Source organism: Gemella sp. 20925_1_85, from assembly GCF_041433735.1.
Classification (GTDB): Bacteria; Bacillota; Bacilli; order Staphylococcales; family Gemellaceae; genus Gemella.
In genome coordinates this window covers 16382-36791 of the sequence record NZ_JAPWCC010000022.1, presented here as the reverse complement: position 1 = coordinate 36791, position 20410 = coordinate 16382, and the positions used below count along the sequence as shown (strand labels likewise).

Below are 20410 nucleotides of genomic sequence, written 5' to 3'. Positions count from 1 at the left end.
ATCTAACTATTAGAAATAGTTAGGTCCTTTTTTATTAAAGGCTTTAGCCAGTTGAGGAGGAGAAGTCTCCGAAACAAAAAACCACCCGCTATGCGGGTGCGAGATAAAAGTTAAACAATTGAAAAATCATCCTTTCTTGATAAAATAAGAGTAGTTCAAGCTCTAAAATAAAGAAAGGATGATTTTTAATTATGGCAAATAAACATAATAGTTTATCGCATACAAAGTGGTTATGTAAATACCATATTGTATTTACCCCTAAGTATAGACGAAAAATAGAATTTAATCAATACAAACGAGATATAGTAGATATAATAAAAAGGTTATGTAAGTATAAAGGAGTGGAAATAATAGAAGGACATATAATGCCAGATCATATACATTTGCTATTATCAATACCACCGAAATATAGTGTATCAAGTTTTATGGGGTATTTGAAAGGAAAAAGTTCACTGATGATATTTGATATGCATGCAAACTTGAAATATAAGTATGGGAATAGAAAATTTTGGGCAGAAGGATACTATGTAAGTACTGTAGGTTTGAATGAAAGTACAATAAGAAAATATATCAGAGAACAAGAAACGCATGACATTTCAATAGACAAATTGACAACAAAAGAATATACAAATCCATTTGGAAGTAAGAAAAAATAGATAAACCCGTTTGACGGGTAGCGGGCGTTAATATACAATAGGGCTTGAACGAATGTGAAAGCCAGCGCCTTGAGGTGCGTGTTAGTAACAAAGGGTTATACCCGAAGAGAAAACCACCCCTTTTCAGGGGTGGTCATTATTGTTTTTGGGTTTGAATTTATTATTTTTTATTATTAAAACTGATATAACTTTATCCCAATCTTCAAAAGTGTTAAAATTAATATTGAGGGGGAATCATTATGAATAAAAAGGTATTTATTATTTTCTTTACTTTTTTCACGGCAATATTTTTAATTATCGCTTTGATAACTAATCATACTGGTGAAAGTTATAGAGAAGCAACTATTAATGGAGTTTTTATCAAGGGAGATAAGACTAAGTATAAAGTTAAACTTATAAAAAAAGTAGATGGTGATACTATTATTGTTAACTTCAACAACAAAGAATTAAAGGTAAGATATTTATTAATTGATACACCTGAGACGGTAAAAGCTGGCGTAGAGGTTCAGAAATATGGACCAGAAGCTAGTGAACTAAATGGAAAATTATTATCTAATGCTAAAGATGTTGAAATTGAATTTGATGTTTATGAGAAAGAAGACAAATATCACAGAGCATTGTGCTATGTTTATGCAGATGGAAAAAATATTCAAGAAGAGTTATTACTGGCAGGTCTGGCTGAAATAAAATATGTAAAACCACCTGATACAAGATACTTAGATAAGTATAAAAAAGCACAAAATAAAGCAAAAAGTAACAAAAGAAATCTCTGGTCAAATACATAATTTATAAAAAATTTATTACTATATACGTTATAATTTTGAACATAAAAAATCGACTATAACCTAAAAGTTATAGTCGATTCTTATTTTTATATTCTATTCAATTTTACTATGTTTATAAGAATATGTGAAGTATACGATTAATCCTACGATTACCCATACGAAGAAGATAATCCATGAAGTTAATGTAACACTGTATAGTAAAGCTGCGAATAATACAATTGAGATAATTGGTAATACTGGCATACCTGGTACTCTAAATCCACGTTTAACATCTGGGAATTTTTTGTAGAATACGATAGTAGTGTAACTTACTAATGCGAATGCGATGATAGAAGCTACGTTAGCAAGTTCTGCTAATTTTCCTAATGGTAAGAACCCAGCTAATACTGCTGTTAAGCATCCTAGAGACCATGTAACTGTACTTGGTACTTTGTTGTCATTAACTTTAGTGAACACTTTTGGTAATAATCCATCACGTGCAATTGTATAAGTGATACGGATACCTGCATACATGAATGATAAGATACCAGCCATAAGTCCGATTACTGCCCCTAGAGAAACAATACCCGCAACTTTGTTTTGACCAACTTCTTCAAGTACAAATACTAATGCATCCCCAGATCCAAGACGGTTGTATTCAACAACCCCTGTTAACACTAAACATACTAAGATGTAGAATGCTGTACATACGATCATAGTGACAATGATAGCTTTTGGTAGAGCTTTTTCTGGATTGATTGTTTCTTCTGCTGATGTAGAAATCGCATCAAATCCAAGGTAAGCAAAGAATACTGTAGTGGCTGCTAACATTACCCCTGAGAAACCTGTAGGTGCAAAATCGTTTGTCCAGTGTGTTGGTTCAACGTACATTGATCCAACAACGATGAATAAGATTACGATACCAACTTTTGCAGCTACCATAAGGTTATTTACAAGTTTACTACTTGATGTACCTCTTGATAGTAAGAATGTAATTAATAATACAATTACGATAGCTGGAATGTTACCATATCCTCCTTCTGACGGTAATGTGTAATATACTTTAGGGAGTTCTACACCAAGACCTGCCAGTAGACGAGAGAAGTAACTTGACCAACCATTTGATACAGTAGCTGCAGAAAGAACATATCCTCCTATTAGTACCCAACCTATAATATAGGCTACAATTTCACCAATTGACACATATAAGTATGTATATGTACTACCACTTGATGGAATTGTTGAAGCTAGCTCCGCATAACAAAGTGCTGCTAAACAACAGGCAACCCCTGCGATTAAGAATGAGAAGATTACCGCTGGTCCTGCTTCTGCTGAAGCTTTACCAGTTAATACTAGAATCCCTGACCCTATAATCGCCCCAATACCGAATAGAATCAAGTCCATCGTTCTCATAGTCGGAGCTAAAGTTTTACTTCTAGCTTCTGCTAAAATAGATTCAACTGATTTTTTTCTTAAATAACTCATAATAAATCCTCCTATTTTTTATTTAAATATTCTCCCTACTAATATTCTTTAATTAAATTATAGCATAGTTGTAAACCTTTTACTACATTTACTTGGCTTTATGTAAGCCGTTTCGAAGTATAGCAGTAAATATATTACTATTTTTATATTTTTTTGATTATAATTTTTACAGCTATAACCCTTTATATAATAAGTGAGTGCCCTATAACAGATAGAGCACTCTATTTATACAAATTTTCAACTATTTCTTATTTTTTAATTTCACTATTATATTACAAAGCTACTTCTACTGGAGTATATTCATATCCTAAATCATCAGCAACTGCTTTGAAAGTAACTTTTCCATTAGCTACATTAACACCAGGTACTAATTCTGGGAATTTAGCCACAGCTTCTTTAACACCTAATTTCGCGATAACTTTAACGTATTTAGCAGTTGCATTACATAGTGCATAAGTAGATGTTTGTGCTACTGCTCCTGGAATATTAGCTACTGAGTAGTGTAATACTCCTTCTTCAACGAATATTGGATTGTCATGACTTGTTGGACGTCCTTCAGTATATTCAGTTGTACCACCTTGGTCAATCGCTACGTCTACGATTACACCACCGTCTGGCATATCTTTAACCATTTCTTTAGTTACTAATTTAGGTGCTTTTGCTCCTGGGATTAATACTGTACTTACTACTAAATCAGCTGTTTTAATAGCGTTCGCAATATTAAATTTATTTGAGTAAAGAGTTTCAATTTTACCACCGAAAATGTGTGATAATTCTGTTAATGCATCTAAGTTTACATCGATCATTGTTACACGTGCTCCAAGACCAACAGCTGCTGTTGCTGCAGCAGTACCGGCGACACCTGCACCAATAATTACAACATGTCCTGGTTGAACTCCTGGAACCCCTTGTAATAAGATACCTTTACCACCTTGAACTTTCGATAAGAATCTTGTTCCTTCTTGCACAGCCATTCTTCCCGCAATTTCACTCATTGGTCTTAATAATGGTAACCCTCTTCCTACTTTTACTGTTTCGAAAGCAATACCGATAGTTCCTTTATCTACCATTTCTTTTGTTAATTCAGGATCTGCAGCTAAGTGTAGATAAGTATAAATAATTAACCCTTTTCTAAAATATTTATACTCAGATGGTACTGGTTCTTTTACTTTATATATTAAGTCCGATTTATTCCATACATCTTCAGCTTTTTCTAATAGAACAGCTCCTGCCTCTTCATATTCAGCATCTGATATACCTGAAGCTAATCCTGCTCCTTTTTCTACATATACAGTGTGGCCATCTAGTACTAACTCATGTACTACTCCCGGTATAGCAGACACTCTACTTTCATTATTTTTAATTTCTTTTGGTACTCCGATAATCATTTCCCTTACCTCCTAATTTTTTTCTGTACTTATATAATAACACAGTTTCTTTAATAATGAAAGCGTTTTTCTGATGAAAGTTTTAGTGAAAATATTTTCTTTATTTTTTTACTATGTAAACCCCATAAAAACTGATAAATTAAACTTTTTTAAAATAATTTAATATTAATTTTTTTGAAAATAAGTATTAATTATTTCTTAGAAAAGAAATTTGAAAAACAGCTGTTATATTTTTCAAATATAGCTGTTCTATGATTATACTATAACTATTTTTATCATTATACAATTTAACTTATAAAAAATTATTTGCTTAAAATATATAATTATTCTCATTCAGTAAAATTATTATACAAAATTAATTAATTATAGTGATTCACTATAACTATTTATTATAAATTGAAAATTACTGTATTTCGATAATACAATTTGTATCAATGTGTTATAACTAACTTTTTATTAAATTTTCTTTTTTTATATCATTATTCTTCACAAATATATTATAATCACTGTATATCTTAGTATAAATTTTCATCATATCATTATATTTTGTTAGTTATATTCCCCTCAACTTAGTTAAAAAATTTAACTGTTAATATCCCTCTAGAACATTTTTAATTCATACAAAAAAAGAATCATGAGATTTTTACTCACGATTCCTTTTTATTTTTAATTATTGAACTAGATCTTATGTTACTTTAACTTACTGTTCTTATATGAGAATGTAAAGTATACGATCATACCTACGATAACCCAAACAACAAAGATAATCCATGTTGTTAATGTAACACTATATAGTAATGCTCCAAATAAGATAATAGAAATAATCGGTAAAATTGGCATTCCAGGTACTCTAAATCCACGTTTTATGTCTGGGAATTTTTTGTAGAATACTATAGTTGTATAGCTTACTAATGCGAAAGCAATAATTGATGCTACGTTAGCAAGATCAGCTAGTTTTCCTAATGGTAAGAATCCTGCTAATAAGGCTGTTAAGATTCCTAATCCCCATGTTAATGTACTTGGTACTTTATTTGCATTAACTTTTGTTAATCTTTCAGGTAATAATCCATCACGTGCAATCGTATATGTAATACGGATTCCAGCATACATGAATGATAGTATACCAGCCATAAGACCAATTACAGCTCCAAGAGATACGATACCGGCTACTTTGTTTTGCCCTACTTCTTCTAGTACGAATGCTAAGGCATCACCAGTTCCTAGTCTATTATATTGAACAACTCCAGTAAGTACTAAACATACTAGAATATAGAATGCTGTACAAACTAACATTGTAATAATAATAGCTTTTGGTAAAGCTTTTTCTGGATTGATTGTTTCTTCTGCTGATGTAGAGATCGCATCAAATCCTAAGTACGCGAAGAATACAGTAGTCGCAGCTAACATAACTCCTGAGAAACCTGATGGTGCGAAGTTATTTGTCCAGTTTGTTGGTTCTACATAAAATACACCTACTACGATGAATAAAACTACAATCCCTACTTTTGCAGCTACCATAAGGTTGTTTACAAGCTTACTACTTGAAGTACCTTTTGATAAGATGAAAGTAATTAATAGTACAATTATTATCGCTGGAATGTTACCATATCCACCAGCCGCTGGTAATGTATAAAATTCTTTCGGAATTTCTATACCTAAACCTGCTAATAGACGTGAGAAGTAACTTGACCAACCATTTGCTACTGTCGCGGCGGTAAGAACATATCCACCTATTAAAACCCAACCTATCGCATAAGCTACAATTTCACCAACTGATACATATAAATAAGTATATGTACTACCACTTGAAGGAATTGTAGAAGCTAGTTCAGCATAACATAAAGCCGCTAAACAACAAGCTAATCCTGCAATTAGGAAAGAAAATACAACCGCTGGTCCTGCTTCTGCTGAAGCCTTACCAGTTAATACTAAGATACCTGATCCAATAATAGCCCCTATACCGAATAAAACTAAATCCATAGTCTTCATCGTGGGATTTAACGTCTTATTTCTTGACTCTGCTAAAATAGAGTCAATTGATTTTTTTCTAAAAACGTTCATAATATCCTCCTATTTTAAAATAAATATTATTCACTATTAATAATATTTATTAATTATACCATAATTACAGAAATATTACTAATAAAGACTTTACTTATGTAAGTAAAGAAAAAATGATACTATGAATTACCTTAATAAAATAATACATTTATAAGATTAAACTATAATCATTATAAGGAATATGGAATTATGAACCATAAATCTATTTTTAATATTTGACTTATTATTTAGAACTATAATATATTCTAAATAAATTATATACGTATATTTTACGCATAATAAAAACAAGCCCCTTAAACGTTAGTTTAAAGGGCTTTGTCTTATTATCTGCTGTAGTACTCAACGATAAGTTGTTCGTTGATTTCTGGGTGTAATTCACTTCTTTCTGGAAGTCTTACTAATGATCCTTCTAATTTATCAGCATCAAAAGTTAAGTACTCAGGTACGAAGTTAGTGATTTCAACAGCTTCTTTAATGATTTCAAGGTTTCTAGATTTTTCTCTTACTGAAACTACTTGACCTGGTTTAACAGCGTAAGAAGCGATGTCTACTTTTTTACCATCTACAAGAACGTGTCCGTGGTTTACTAATTGTCTAGCTTGACGGTTAGTTCTAGCTAAACCTAAGCTGTATACTACAGAATCTAAACGTGTAGCAAGTAATGCCATGAAGTTTTCCCCGTGAAGACCTTGTAATTTACCAGCTTTATCAAATAATTTACGGAATTGTTTTTCGTTCATACCGTGTAGGTAACGAAGTTTTTGTTTTTCTTGTAATTGTAAACCATACTCAGATAGTTTTTTTCTTAAGTTAGGACCGTGTTGTCCTGGTGCGTAAGGACGTTTTGCTAACTCCTTACCAGTACCGCTTAGTGAAATTCCTAAACGACGAGATTTTTTCCAAGTTGAACCTGTAAAACGAGCCATTATGTGCTCCTCCTTTTATCTTTTTGTTTTTATTGTTGTGAAAACAAAAAGCACGATTATCGTTGTTGTATATGTTATAAAACTGGAACTTCGCCTAGCAGCATAGGCTACGAGTTGCCACATTAAAAAATGTATAACATAGAGGCAATAACAATTAATCCACTGCTATTATTTTACACAAAGAATAGTTTACCATCATTTTAGATATTAGTCAACTATTTTGATAGGATATTATTATTTTTTTGTTTCTTTATTATTTTAAGTTAAAATTACTCATTTACTCACATAAATCAAGAAATTTTTTAAATGTATCTACTTCATAATCAACTTCAGGGTGCCATTGTAGACCGATAAGATTTCCCTTCTCTATTGCTTCAATAGTTCCGTCATCCGCTACAGCAGTGACCTTGAACCCTTCTGCAACATCTTTTATTGCTTGATGATGAATTGAGTTCACTTCAGTTTTATCTCCATATAGGCTATGAACAAATGAATTGTCTTCTATATCAATTGTATGACGAATTAATTGTTCCTTGCTTGAATGTTCATCTATATGTTGTTTTAAAGTACCACCATGATAGATATTTAAACTTTGTAATCCACTACAAATCCCTAAGATAGGCTTATTATTCTTCTCAAAAAGCTCAATAAGCTTAAAGTCTAACTCATCCTCATAAGGATCATCAGGATACTCTAGCCCTTCTAGCGGTTTTTCTCCATAATATTTAGGATTTATATCCCTATCTCGTCCAGCAATTATAAGGCCACTACACATGGCTGCAATTTCCTCTAATCCATTTTTAGAACAAACTGGAAATAAAATAAAGCCAGCTTTTTCTGCTATTTCTGAAAAATAACCATTAATGTATAAACGTCTTTTAGCTATACCAGCATCTGATTTGTAATCGACACTTCTTGTTGAAATCGCAATTATTTTCATATGCAATGACCTCCTTTTTTTAAATTCATGTTACTTATTATATAAAGTTTGTATAAAAATGTCAAGATTAAGCTTTCACTATTTTCAGATGTTTCTGAAAATTCAAAAATATTTAGTACATAATTTATACTATTAATAGCTAATTTATCAAATGTTAGTATATGCTATTGTAAATGTAATGAAAGATATGTATAATAATAATGTGCAAAATTTAAGGAGGAATAATTGAATGAACTATATATTGACAGTTAAGTATCCTAAGCAAGAAGTAATAGAAGATGGAAAAGAATCAGTTACAAATGTAAAAGAAAATATTGAAGACGCAACTGTGGAACAACTTCTAGAAAAATACCAAGAATTTCAACGAGTAGGATATGATGTAAAAGTCAATTTTGTAACTGCAGATGTCTACGATGAATTTGATGTTTTTAAAATGGCTGAGATTTTTGATCTTAATGCTATTGATTACAGTGCGAAACTTAAGTTTATAAATCGTTCTAACAAAGGTTCACACGACTACATCAGCAGTCTTGCTAAACTTTTCGATAGATATACTTTTGACTATGATATTTCTATCAAATTAAAAGTTAACGAAAAATCAGAAATTGATTTTCAAAATGAAGATACTTGGTTTGGTGAAACGCCAATATACCAAATTAATCCAAAGATTAAAGTAAAAGATGCCAAACTGTTTAAAAACTTATATGATGAGCTAAATGAAATAGCTCAAGTTAGTGCAGAAATTAAGCCAAAGAAAATTGAAGAAAAAATACTATTATTATCTTTAGATAATTATCCAGCTGGAACTGAAGTAGTATTTACTCTTAAAGATTCAGAAATTTACGAATAACATATAAATTTAGAATACTTGAAAATTATTATAAATATAATGATTTTTCAAGTATTTTTTTATCTTAAAATGAAGTATTATTATTTCCTCTTGGTAATCTTTCACACTAAAATATTGAATTTCAAACCAACTATTCATACAAAAAAAAGACACCAGAGAAAGTTCTCTGATGTCTTGACGTAATTTGGTATAAGACCAATATTAACGTTTTGAGAATTGAGGAGCACGTCTCGCACCACGAAGACCGTATTTTTTACGTTCTTTCATACGAGGGTCACGAGTTAGTAATCCTGCTGGTTTTAAGTCTTTACGGTATTCTGGGTTTACTTCTAGTAAAGCACGTGCAATTCCGTGACGGATTGCTTGAGCTTGTCCTGTGTATCCTCCACCGTTAACGTTAACTAAAACGTCATAGTTACCTGTAGTAGATGTAACTTCTAAAGGTTGCATTAAGTCTAATACTAATGATTCTAATGGTAAGTATTCACGCATTTCTCTGTTGTTGATAACAACTTTCCCTGTTCCAGGTACTAATCTTACACGTGCTACTGAGCTTTTACGGCGTCCTGTACCGCGATATTCTACTTGTGCCATTTAATTATTTCCTCCTATATTATCCACGTAATTCGTATTTTTCTGGTTTTTGTGCTGCGTGTGGGTGTTCAGCTCCACGGTAAACGTGAAGTTTCATTCCTTGAGCTCTACCTAAAGTATTTTTTGGTAACATACCTTTGATAGATAGTTCTAAAAGTTCTTCTGGATATTTTTCTACCATTAATCCAGCAGTTCTTTCTTTTAACCCACCTGGGTGCATTGTGTGACGACGGTAAATTTTATCAGTTAATTTTTTACCAGTTAACACAATTTTCTCAGCGTTGATAATGATAACATTATCCCCAGTATCGATGTGTGGTGTATAAGTAGGTTTGTGTTTCCCTCTTAAAATTGAAGCTACCTCTGATGATAAGCGACCTAAAGTTTGTCCTTCAGCATCGATTACATACCATTTTTTTTCTACAGTTGATGGCTTTGCCATATATGTTTGACGCATGTCTTTTTTCCTCCTAGATGTTGTTTTTAATCTGTCATAACGACTAAGTTTTCCGGGGCTTACTCGTGAAGATATATAAACAATATCATAAGTAATAATACCTTATTTGAAGATAAATGTCAAGATATTTTCTTTACTTTTATATATATTTCTCTATCTTTTTTCAGCTCGAAAAATTAAAATTAAGGGTTACTCTAAAATTTAGTAGTTTTAACTTATTTCACCCTTAATCTTTCGTTATTTCTTTTCTTAATTTATACTATTTAATTGTTTCTAATGCGGCTTTTACTCTAGCAGCTACACGTTCTTTACCAAGTAATTCTAAACTTGTGTTTAATTCTGGACCGTGCATTGACCCTGTTGATGCGATACGGATTGGCATAAATAAGTTTTTACCTTTTACTCCTGTATCTTTTTGAATCGATTTAATTAAAGCTTTAATGTTATCTGCTGTAAATTCTTCTACTTCAGTAACTTTTGTTAAGAAATCTTCAAATACTGTTGCTGTAGTTTCTTGTTTTAAGATTTCTAGTTCTTCTTCATCGAATTTAACATCTTCTACGAAGAATTGTTTTGTTAACTCAACGATTTCAGCTCCATAACTCATTTGTGGTTGGTATAATGAAATTAATTTTTCAAACCATGCTTTATTAGCTTCTACTTCTTCAGCTGTCGCTACACCTTCTTTAATGAAGAATGGTAATGATAAGTCTACAATTCTTTCTAAAGGTTGTGCTTTGATGTATTGGTTGTTAATCCAAGTAAGTTTATTGTTATCGAAGAACGCTGGTGATTTACTTAGACGTTTTTCATCGAAGATTTTAACAAATTCTTCTTTAGAGAAGATTTCTTGTTCACCTTCTGGAGACCATCCTAATAAAGCGATGAAGTTAAATAATGCTTCTGGAAGGTACCCTAATTCATCATATTGTTCGATGAATTGGATGATACTTTCATCACGTTTAGATAGTTTTTTCTTGCTTTCATTTACGATTAGAGTCATGTGACCAAATCTTGGTGGTTCGAATCCTAATGCTTCATATACAACAAGTTGTTTTGGTGTATTAGAAACGTGGTCGTCTCCACGCAATACGTGAGAAATTTTCATTAAGTAATCATCGATAACAACAGCGAAGTTGTATGTTGCTACTCCATCATTTTTAATAATTACGAAATCTCCGAAATCTTTTCCTTCGAATGATAATTCACCTTTAACCATATCGTCAAATTTGTATGTTCTGTCTTGAGGAACACGGATACGGATAGCAGGTTTTCTACCTTCTTTTTCAAAAGCTTCTTGCTCTTCTTTTGTTAGGTTAGCGTGTTTTCCACTGTAACGCGGTGGTAATCCGTTAGCAATTTGCTCTTCTCTTTCAGCTTCTAATTCTTCAGCTGTCATGTAGCATTTATAAGCTTTATCTTCTGCGATAAGTTGATCAGCATATTTTTGATAAATATCGATTCTCTCAGATTGACGGTATGGACCGAATTCTTTTTCTTTTCCAATACCTTCATCATAATCTAAACCTAACCAGTTCATGTATTTAAGTTGGCTACGTTCACCTTCTTCTTTGTTACGTTTGAAGTCCGTATCTTCAATTCGTAATACGAAATCTCCACCGTTGTGTTTAGCAAAAAGGTAATTAAATAATGCAGTTCTTGCATTACCGATATGTAAATTTCCTGTTGGAGATGGTGCATATCTTACTCTTACTTTTGTCATAGTTATCTCCTTTTTATTATTCTATAAATTATAATACTAAGATATTATATCACAAACTATATTGATATTTCAACGAAAGTTAAACATTTCAAACAGAATTGATACTTTAATTTTATTATCCCTAAGACAAATCTATAGATTAACGAGGCTGACCCTAAAGTACTAGATATTAAAATAGTTTACATGAAAACTCATAGACGCAGTGGTTTATTGATATCTAAATTCGCTTTATAAAAGCTTTTTAGATATCTAATAAACTGTGCGGGGGTGACTCGACAAAATCGATTTCTATGAAATCACGATTTTTGAGTCACTCCCTATATAATAAATGCGAGAATGAAATTTTTTCACATACCCTGTATTTGACAGAGAAACAAAAAAGAACTAAATAGTATTTTCTTACTACTTAGTTCTCTAAATTATTTTTAATTTGTCTTAATTTCCACTGGGCGTTTTAAGTTTTTCTCTATTAATGTTACCATTTCAGCTATACCAGTTTGATTTAAGTGAACTCTATCTGGCTCAAATAAATCTTTACTACTATTTGCCACCGAATACCAGTCAATAATTTTCACATTTGAATGTTTTTCTTGAGTTTCTTTTAAAGCTGCATTTACTGTTTTTTCCCAAGCACGTGGTACTTTAATATTGACGAAGTAAATATCAGCTTTATCAAACTGTTTTACTAATTCTTCAATTTGACTTTCTGTAAATGGACCATTAGTTCCTAACTGGAAGATTATCGCTGAATTTTCATTATTGTATTTAGAATAGCTTTTCGCCTCTTCTACTGCTACATATAATTGACGACCAATTTTACCATCAATTACGGCTCCTGGGTATAGTTCTTGGAATTTTTCTCCAATGTCTACTGTTAATGAATCACCCATCACTAGTACTGAACTATATTTCTTATCAGAATTATTTTTATCTTCTTTGTTATCTTTGTTAGAATCACTAGATTTTTCTTGGTTATTATCTTTATTGTTTCCGTTATTTACAAACTGAGTTTCTTTATTTGCTTCCATCTCTTTTACAAAAGCTGTAGAAATAAATGGAACACTTTTTCCGAAAATACCCATTAAGAATAATATTGAAACTAGTCCAACAACACCTGCATAGATTTTTCTAGATTTTCTAGAACGTTTTTTCAGTTTTTTGAATATAACATTTATATAGTTTTTAAATCCTAATTTTCTAATTGGAGTTTCTACAAACACATAACTAGCTGTAGCTAAAATAAATGTTAGAATTACTCGTAATATTACAAAGATAATATTTGGATTTCCTATTTCTGATACCGGTGTCGTTAATACTAATACTGGGAAATGCCATAAGTATAAACTGTATGATATCTTACCAATAAACACTATAGGTTTGAATGATAATAATCTTGACATTAGTGTATGTTGTTTCCCACTACTTATTATAACTATCAACCCTAATATAGCTACTAATAGGAATCCACCTCTATATAGCAATGTGTTATACTCAGATGTATAAATCATTACCGTTATTAAAGTAGCGATAGACACTAGTGAAACCACGCTGTATATCATGTTCTGTTGCGGAGTTACCTTAGCATGTAATCTCTCCATAGGATATAAGATTGCTCCTACAACTCCTACAAGTAGTGAAAATGCTCGAGTATCAGTACCGAAATATATTCTACTGATATTGTTTATATCAAATAAAAGAATATGCGCTATTAATGATACTAATATTAATCCTAGAACAACATATAAAAAGTTCTTATTTAATTTATACGTTCCGTCTTTTGATTTTTTCTTTCTATTAACTAATAAGAATAGCAAGGGAAAAATCATATAAAATTGCTCTTCTATCGCTAAAGACCAAAGATGTTTGAATGGACTTTGCGCACCGAAGCTATCAAAATAATCTAGTTTATGGAAAATATACCACCAGTTACTTGAATATATATAACCAAATATGGCATCAAGGTGACTCTTACGAAGTAGAACTTCATTAAAAAGCACCATTACTACTAATCCAACCGTTATCATAAAGTAAACGGCTGGTAACAGACGTCTAGCCCTTCTTATATAGAAATTATATAAATTTAAGCTACCAGTCTTTCTATATTCTTTAATAATTAATGAACTAATTAAATATCCCGATAAAACAAAAAATAAATCTACCCCTAAAAATCCACCCGGTAGGTAATTTACGTCAACGTGGTAAATAATAACTGCTAATACAGCCAATGCCCTCAAGCTATCTATACTTGGAAGGTATTTTGATTTGTTATTACTCATTTTTACCTCCTTTAATCTTTAAACATTGCTAGTGCAACACGGCCTCTTTGTTTGTCCACATCAATAACATAAACATCAACAATTTGTCCTACACTTAGCACGTCTAATGGATTTTTAATATAATTTTTACTAATTTTTGAAATATGTACCATCGCATCTTGTTTTAAACCAATGTCGATAAATGCTCCAAATTGTGTTATATTTCTAACAGTACCTGCTAATTTAACACCAATCTGAAGATCATCTATAGTTAGAATATCAGATTTTAACAACGGTTTAGCGAATGATTCACGTTCATCTCGTAGCGGTTGTTTTAAATCTTTAATTATATCTTCTAAAGTTTCAAGTCCAACACCAATTTTTTCTGCTAGAGCTTTTTTATCTACACTATCAACTGTCGTTGCAAACTCTTCTGTTCCCACTTCTTTAGTTGATAGTTTCAGCTCTTTTAGTAAATTCTCTGCTGCTTTATAACTTTCTGGGTGAATACCTGTAGCATCGAAAATATTTTTACTATCTGGAATTCTAAAGAATCCTACACATTGTTCGAATGTCTTTTTACCAAGTCTTGGAACTTTAGCTATTTCTTTAATTGTTTCTATTTTTCCATTTTCTTGACGGTACGTTACGATATTTTTAGCGATTTGTTTATTAACACCAGACACATATGATAGTAGTGAAACAGATGCCGTATTAACATTTACCCCTACTTTATTAACCGCAGTTTCAACTACGAAAGTAAGTTCTTTTTCTAAAAACTTAGGCGTAATATCGTGCTGGTATTGACCTACACCAATTGATTTAGGGTCAATTTTTACAAGTTCACTTAATGGATCTTGAATACGTCGCGCTATGGATACAGCACTTCTTTCTTCTACATTAAAGTCTGGGAATTCTTCACGTGCTACTTCACTAGCTGAGTACACACTAGCTCCCGCTTCATTAACTATAACATAGTCAATTTTTAATCCCGCTTCTTTTAAGTTATCTACTACAAATTTCTCAGTTTCACGAGAAGCAGTACCATTACCGATAGCTATTAAATTAATATTGTGTTTATTAATAAATTTAATTAAATCTTTTTTAGATTTTTCTTGCTTATCTGCTGAAGCTGGTTTATGCGGATAGATGACCATTTTATCTATAAAATTACCATATTCATCAACAATTGCCATTTTACAACCTGTTCTAAACGCAGGGTCTATTCCTAAAACTTTTTTGTTTTTAAGAGGACTTTGCATTAATAGTTGTTTCAAGTTTTCTGAGAAAATGACAACAGAGTCTTCCTCAGCTTTTTTCGTTAAATCACTACGAATCTCTCTTTCAATTGATGGATAGATTAATCTTTTCGTACTATCAGCGATACATTCTAGTAGTAAGTTGCTAATCGCTGTTTGACGATTTTTTGTTAAACCACGTAGTATATAATTGTGTAATCTATCTTTATCATTTTCGATACTTACACGAATTATCCCTTCTTTTTCCGCTCTATTTAGAGCAAGAATTCTATGCGAAGCAATTTTTGAAATTTGTTCTCCAAACTCATAGTAGTTTTTATAAGTAGAATTTTCGTCTTTTTCTTCTCCACCTTTTTTAAGTGCTGAAGTAATTTGACCGAATTTTCTAGTGTTTTCAAGTACATACTCACGATATTTTGCACTATCAGAAATATTCTCTGCGATAATATCTAATGCATAGTTAATTGCTTCTTCAGTCGTATTAACTTCTTTTTCTGCATTTATATACTTTGCAGCTTCTTTATTCAAATCTTCTAATGATTTTGGAAGTTTCAGAATATAGTTAGCTAGTTTCTCTAATCCTTTTTCTTTAGCTATCGTGGCTTTAGTACGTTTTTTCTCTTTAAAAGGACGATATAAATCTTCTACCCTTTGTAATTTTTCTTGAGCTAAAATATCTTTTTTTAACTCATCAGTAAGTAGACCTTTTTCTGAAATTAATCTAATTACTTCTTCTTTTCTTTCTTCAAGTGATTTTAAATAATTAAATTCATCTTGAATTTGTTTAATAGCAACTTCATCTAGAGAATTTGTTAATTCTTTTCTATACCTTGCGATAAAAGCAATTGTATTACCTTCTTCTAGTAAGTTTAATACATTTACTATATACTTATCTTGTATTTTTAACTTAGTTGCTAAGTTTTTTGTAATTTTCTCGTACATACTATAACTCCATTTTATTTTTGTAATAAACTCTTGGAACACGTTTATTTATACAACAGAATATTTCATAACTTATTGTATCTTGGAATGTAGCAAAATCATCGACTGATATTTTTTGGCCATTATTCTCTCCAAAAAATAGAACGTCGTCTCCTACTTTTATATTTTCACTACAACGCACCATAAGTTGATCCATACAAACACGTCCTACTATCTCACAGTCTTCTGACCCTACTTTAATTTTGAACCCTTGAGCACGCCTTAGAATACCGTCAGCATAACCTATAGGAACTGTTGCAATATATTCATCTTGTTTAGCTTCATAACTAACACCATACCCTAGTTTTTCACCTTTTAAAAATTTCTTAACATGCGTTATCTTACTAACTAACGAAACTACTGGATCTAATTTAATTTTGTCTAATTTTTCAATGTTTTCACTAGGATAGCATCCATAAAGTGAAATCCCTAATCTAGTCATATTATACTGATCTTTTCTATCACTATATTTTACTGTGCTAGCTGAATTTCCAATATGAATGTATTTTGGTTTATTGGTAAATAGCTTTATTCTTTCATCGAAGTTTTTAGTTTGATAATCATCATAATTATTATCACTACCATCAGCATTAGAATAGTGCGAAAAGATACCTTCGAAATCAATTTTATCAGATAAAAGTAGCTTATCGATTTCAACTAATTCTTCTTTATCAGAAGTACCTATTCTTCCCATTCCCGTTTCAATCTTAACATGAATTTTTAATTTACCTTCGATACTGTCCATCTCTTCTAGACACTTTTCTAGCCATACTTTAGATGGACATGTTAATGATACATTATTTTCTACAGCATATTTTACATTCTGGGGATTTGTTACTCCTAATACAAGCACCATACTATCAAAAACTACATCTTTTAATTCCAATGCTTCTTCTAATGTAGCAGTGGCAAAATGTCTAACACCATTTTTATATAGATGATCTGCGATTACTCTTGCACCTAACCCATAAGAATCAGCTTTTACTATTGCTATACCAGTTTTTTCATTATTAAGTGCTGTTAGCTTATTATAATTATTAAGTAACGCATCTAAGTCTACTCTTAATTCTGTTGGTCTATCATTAATCATTAATCTTGTCCCCCTTCTCTAAAATAACAAATGCCACAACCGTTGAATCAGTATGGCTTATCGTTAAATGTGTAATAAAGTCTTTGTATTCAATATAAGGTTTCCCTCTATCATCTTTTTTTACTTCTACATCATTAAAAGAAAAATCTTTAGAAATCCCTACTCCTAAAGCTTTTGAAGTAGCCTCCTTTACAGCAAAACGCCCAGCCAAAAACTCCATTTTTCTTCTATGATTTGTTATTTTATAAAATTCATTTAATTCATTTTCTGTATATAATTTTTCAAGTCGTTTTTTATCATCGACATATTTTTCAAAGCGATGAATATCGACGATATCACAACCGATTCCGTAAATCATTTTTTACCTCTTCATTATATAGTCTTACAATATTATATCACTAATATAGATATTATGAAAGAAATATTAGCTTGATATTCAGCTTTATTATTTACATAAGTTCAGTGCTCTGCTGAAACACGTTTCACTTTAATTGAATTGAAAGTTTAATTTATATCTTGTAAAATATTGCATCTTTTTAACAAAAAAAGATTGCCAATTTTCATTGACAATCTAATATTTATTAATCTCTATTATTACTGTTTAGTAATATGAAGACGAATCTTAACATCTCCATTAAAGCTACAACTGCTGCTGCAACATAAGTTAAAGCTGCTGCTGTTAAAACTTTACGACAATGTCTGTGTTCTTGATCGTCTACAATGTTTAAGTCAACCACTTGTTCTAATGCTCGTTTTGAAGCATCAAACTCAACTGGTAATGTTACTACTTGGAATAGTACTGCAAATAGCATGAATCCTACTCCAACCCAAGCAACTGTATAACCGAATTGACCAATTAATCCTGTTAATAAGAATCCTACCATAATAAGAATTGTTGATAAGTTTCCTCCAAGATTAGCTAATGGTACTAATGAGTGTCTCCATCTCATCGGTTTATAGTCTGCTACTTTATCTTGAATAACGTGACCAATTTCGTGGGCTGCAATCGCAACTGATGCAACTGTCGGTTGATCATGAACTATGGGTGAAAGTACTACAATATTATTAGTTGGATCGTAGTGGTCTGATAACTCAACCTCACCTCTTACTACTTTAACACCTGTTATTCCATTTGCTTGCATTATAATTTCTGCAACTTCTTTTCCAGTTAATCCTGATTTTGTTCTTACTTTTTTATATCTTTCGTATGTTCTTTTTACTTTAAATTGAGCCCATAAAGGAATCAGCATAATTAGTAAAAAGTAAAGTATATAACTTCCTGACATTCCATAATATCCTAATGGCATATAGATTACCTCCTAATTAGTAAAGTATATAAGAAGAATTATACCACGTTCTAAAATTATTTGCTAGTATTTCGACTAAATTTTACCATTGATAATTCATTTTAGTTATTTTTATTATTTTTTATTATATTTTCAATATTTTTCATAAGATTACCTAATTTATACTTTAATTTTCAATAAAAAAATACGATCCAAAAGTTAACTTACTTCTAGATCGTACTATAAATTTATATTCTAAACTATTAGTTTCTTTGTCTCGCTATTAGTTTAATCGGTGTTCCTTCAAAATTGAAAGAATCACGGATTCTATTTTCTAAAAATCTCTCATAAGAGAAGTGCATAAGTTCTGGATAATTCACGAAGAACACAAATGTCGGTGGATTAATAGCAACTTGTGATGCATAGAAAATATTAAGTCTCTTACCTTTATCTTGTGGTGTTGGGTTCATAGAAACAGCATCCACAACGATTTCATTAAGTGTTGAACTTTGAATACGACGTTGTCTATTTTCATATGATTCTTTAATTAATGGGAAGATGTTAAATACACGTTGTTTCGTCTTCGCTGAAACATAGATAATTTTAGCATAATCTAAGTAAGCAAAACTATCACGAATTTTTTCGTCGAATTCTTTCATTGTCTTATCATCTTTAGCAATTGCATCCCATTTGTTAACAACTATGATTACACCTTTTCCAGATTCGTGTGCATATCCTGCAACTTTCTTGTCTTGTTCAATAATACCTTCCTCAGCATTAAGAACAACTAAGACGACATCTGAACGTTCAATAGCTTTAAGAGAACGAAGTACTGAATACTTTTCACAGCTTTCATATACTTTACCACGTTTTCTGATACCAGCAGTATCGATTACTACATATTCATCCCCGTTGTGTTTGAAATCAGTATCGATTGCATCACGTGTAGTACCTGCGATATCAGATGCAATAACACGTTCTTCACCTAAAATTGTATTAATCAAACTAGATTTACCAACATTAGGACGCCCGATAAGAGAGAATCTAATTTTGTCATCTTCTTCCTCTTCTTCTAGAACTTTAAAGTTTTTACAAACTTCATCAAGTAAATCACCGATACCTAGTCCATGAGATCCAGAAATTGGGAATGGATCTCCAAATCCTAATGAATAGAAATCATAAATCATATGATTCATATCAAAGTTATCAATTTTGTTTACTGCAAGTACAACTGGTTTATCAGTTTTATAAAGTAATCTAGCAACTTCTTCATCATCACTAGTTACTCCATCACGACCATTTGTTAAGAAAATAATAACATCTGCTTCGTCGATTGCTAGTTCAGCTTGTGCTCTGATTTGTTTTTGGAAAGGAGTATCTTCTAATTCAATTCCTCCAGTATCTATCATAAAGAATGAGTAATTTAACCATTCTGCTTTTGAGTATATTCTATCACGAGTAACACCTGCCACGTCTTCTACAATAGATAATCTATCACCAATTATTTTATTGAAAATTGTAGATTTACCGACGTTTGGTCTACCTATTATTGCAACTGTTGGTTTTGCCATGTTTTTACCTCCATATCTTTAAATATTTTTTTGCTAAAATAGCAAAGTTCATTAGTTAAAATCCATATTTCAACTAAACTTCACTATTCATTTCTACCTAAAAAATAAAAGCAATAGACAAGCT

General features: G+C 31.2%; 17 protein-coding genes. 3 read left to right on the top strand and 14 right to left on the bottom strand.

Features of this window, described 5'->3' with window-relative positions:
- The first annotated feature begins 191 nt into the window (after positions 1 to 191).
- Positions 192 to 656 (top strand): IS200/IS605 family transposase, encoded by a 465-nt coding sequence (gene tnpA / locus O3884_RS07170; protein WP_371452628.1) that lies wholly within the window; start codon positions 192 to 194, stop codon positions 654 to 656.
- A gap of 239 nt (positions 657 to 895) precedes the next feature.
- A complete protein-coding gene (locus tag O3884_RS07165) occupies positions 896 to 1441 on the top strand; it encodes a thermonuclease family protein (RefSeq protein WP_371452627.1) in 546 nt (181 codons plus the stop codon).
- Between the two features lie 93 nt (positions 1442 to 1534).
- Here O3884_RS07165 and O3884_RS07160 read toward each other — a convergent pair whose 3' ends face one another.
- The 5 genes from O3884_RS07160 to O3884_RS07140 form a co-directional block, all read right to left on the bottom strand.
- The gene (locus O3884_RS07160) at positions 1535 to 2908 is read right to left on the bottom strand and encodes an amino acid permease (protein WP_371452631.1); all 1374 of its coding nucleotides are present in this window, start codon (positions 2906 to 2908) and stop codon (positions 1535 to 1537) included.
- A 269-nt stretch (positions 2909 to 3177) separates the two neighbouring features.
- A complete protein-coding gene (gene ald / locus O3884_RS07155) occupies positions 3178 to 4293 on the bottom strand; it encodes an alanine dehydrogenase (protein WP_371452626.1) in 1116 nt (371 codons plus the stop codon).
- 690 nt (positions 4294 to 4983) lie between these two features.
- Entirely contained in the window at positions 4984 to 6357 is a 1374-nt protein-coding gene (locus O3884_RS07150; protein WP_371452630.1) for an amino acid permease, read from the bottom strand.
- Positions 6358 to 6677: 320 nt separating this feature from the next.
- Positions 6678 to 7280, bottom strand: a complete 603-nt coding sequence (gene rpsD / locus O3884_RS07145) for a 30S ribosomal protein S4 (RefSeq protein WP_003145898.1) — start codon at positions 7278 to 7280, stop codon at positions 6678 to 6680.
- A gap of 277 nt (positions 7281 to 7557) precedes the next feature.
- The gene (locus O3884_RS07140) at positions 7558 to 8220 is read right to left on the bottom strand and encodes a gamma-glutamyl-gamma-aminobutyrate hydrolase family protein (protein WP_371452625.1); all 663 of its coding nucleotides are present in this window, start codon (positions 8218 to 8220) and stop codon (positions 7558 to 7560) included.
- Between the two features lie 229 nt (positions 8221 to 8449).
- On the opposite strand from O3884_RS07140, the gene O3884_RS07135 reads away from it, so the two are divergent.
- Positions 8450 to 9070, top strand: coding sequence for a hypothetical protein (locus tag O3884_RS07135; RefSeq protein WP_371452624.1), 621 nt, complete (start codon positions 8450 to 8452; stop codon positions 9068 to 9070).
- Between the two features lie 201 nt (positions 9071 to 9271).
- Here the strand turns inward: O3884_RS07135 and rpsI are convergent, their stop codons facing one another.
- The 9 genes from rpsI to der all read right to left on the bottom strand — a co-directional run bounded on the left by rpsI (position 9272) and on the right by der (position 20286).
- Entirely contained in the window at positions 9272 to 9664 is a 393-nt protein-coding gene (gene rpsI / locus O3884_RS07130) for a 30S ribosomal protein S9 (RefSeq protein WP_003145894.1), read from the bottom strand.
- A 19-nt stretch (positions 9665 to 9683) separates the two neighbouring features.
- Positions 9684 to 10121, bottom strand: a complete 438-nt coding sequence (rplM, locus tag O3884_RS07125) for a 50S ribosomal protein L13 (RefSeq protein WP_003144827.1) — start codon at positions 10119 to 10121, stop codon at positions 9684 to 9686.
- 259 nt (positions 10122 to 10380) lie between these two features.
- Positions 10381 to 11844: a glutamate--tRNA ligase gene (gene gltX / locus O3884_RS07120; RefSeq protein ID WP_371452623.1), complete on the bottom strand. Its 1464-nt coding sequence runs from the start codon at positions 11842 to 11844 to the stop codon at positions 10381 to 10383.
- A gap of 425 nt (positions 11845 to 12269) precedes the next feature.
- Positions 12270 to 14120: an acyltransferase family protein gene (locus O3884_RS07115; protein ID WP_371452622.1), complete on the bottom strand. Its 1851-nt coding sequence runs from the start codon at positions 14118 to 14120 to the stop codon at positions 12270 to 12272.
- An 11-nt stretch (positions 14121 to 14131) separates the two neighbouring features.
- Complete coding sequence (locus O3884_RS07110) at positions 14132 to 16300, bottom strand: Tex family protein (protein WP_371452621.1); 2169 nt, start codon at positions 16298 to 16300, stop codon at positions 14132 to 14134.
- 1 nt (position 16301) lies between these two features.
- On the bottom strand, positions 16302 to 17429 hold the full coding sequence (gene alr / locus O3884_RS07105; protein ID WP_371452620.1) for an alanine racemase: 1128 nt from the start codon (positions 17427 to 17429) through the stop codon (positions 16302 to 16304).
- Positions 17422 to 17787 (bottom strand): holo-ACP synthase, encoded by a 366-nt coding sequence (gene acpS, locus O3884_RS07100; RefSeq protein ID WP_371452619.1) that lies wholly within the window; start codon positions 17785 to 17787, stop codon positions 17422 to 17424. The genes alr and acpS overlap by 8 nt, the downstream gene beginning before the upstream one ends.
- 223 nt (positions 17788 to 18010) lie before the next feature.
- Complete coding sequence (locus O3884_RS07095) at positions 18011 to 18736, bottom strand: zinc metallopeptidase (RefSeq protein ID WP_371452618.1); 726 nt, start codon at positions 18734 to 18736, stop codon at positions 18011 to 18013.
- A gap of 242 nt (positions 18737 to 18978) precedes the next feature.
- Complete coding sequence (der, locus tag O3884_RS07090) at positions 18979 to 20286, bottom strand: ribosome biogenesis GTPase Der (protein WP_294683523.1); 1308 nt, start codon at positions 20284 to 20286, stop codon at positions 18979 to 18981.
- Between the last annotated feature and the right edge of the window lie 124 nt (positions 20287 to 20410).